Origin of the sequence: Stenotrophomonas cyclobalanopsidis (assembly GCF_008710035.1) — a bacterium.
GTDB lineage: Bacteria > Pseudomonadota > Gammaproteobacteria > Xanthomonadales > Xanthomonadaceae > Stenotrophomonas > Stenotrophomonas cyclobalanopsidis.
In genome coordinates, this window is sequence record NZ_VYKI01000004.1 from 108,379 (window position 1) to 108,990 (window position 612).

General features: G+C 66.2%; 1 protein-coding gene. It reads right to left on the reverse strand.

The window, feature by feature from the left end; genetic code table 11:
* Nucleotides 1–83 precede the first annotated feature (83 nt).
* Nucleotides 84–464, reverse strand: coding sequence for a YbjQ family protein (locus FJU31_RS04960; RefSeq protein WP_108754558.1), 381 nt, complete (start codon nucleotides 462–464; stop codon nucleotides 84–86).
* Nucleotides 465–612: the final 148 nt, after the last annotated feature.

A 612-nucleotide genomic window follows, 5' to 3' on the forward strand; every position in this document is an offset into this window, starting at 1 on the left:
TCCCTCCCCCCTCTGTTTTGTGGCGTGTTGCCGCCCGTGCCCCATCCCCTCCCCCCCCCCCCCCCCTCGACTCTACGGCCAGATTACCGCAGCGGCTCCACCACCACCGCCGTCCCATAGCACAGCACCTCGGTCAGCCCGGTCATCACATCGGTGGCGTCATAGCGCATGCCGATGATGGCATTGGCGCCCAGCTGCCGCGCGTGCTTGACCATGTCGCGGTAGGTTTCCTCGCGGGCCTGCTCGCACAGCTCGGTGTAGATGGTGATGTTGCCGCCGAAGATCGTCTGGATGCCGCCGAGGAAGTTGCCGACGATCGAACGCGAGCGCACGGTGATGCCGCGCACCACGCCCAGATTGCGCGCCACCCGGTAGCCGGGCAGCTCGAAGGCGGTGGTGACCAACGAATCCTCGAAGCGCAGCGCCGGAGGGGAGGGGATGCCACTGTTGTAGGGGTCTGCCATGCTGCTGCCTTCGGTAGAGTCGAGCCATGCTCGACTGCGCCAGGGGTCTCGTAGAGTCGAGCTTGCTCGACTGCGCCAGGGGTCTCGTAGAGTCGAGCTTGCTCGACTGCTCTGCGCACAGCAGTCGAGCAAGCTCGACTCTACCGCG

Bases quoted from the DNA above. Each gene is read 5' to 3' on its own strand.
- FJU31_RS04960 (WP_108754558.1), bottom strand. From the start codon at position 464: ATGGCAGACCCCTACAACAGTGGCATCCCCTCCCCTCCGGCGCTGCGC.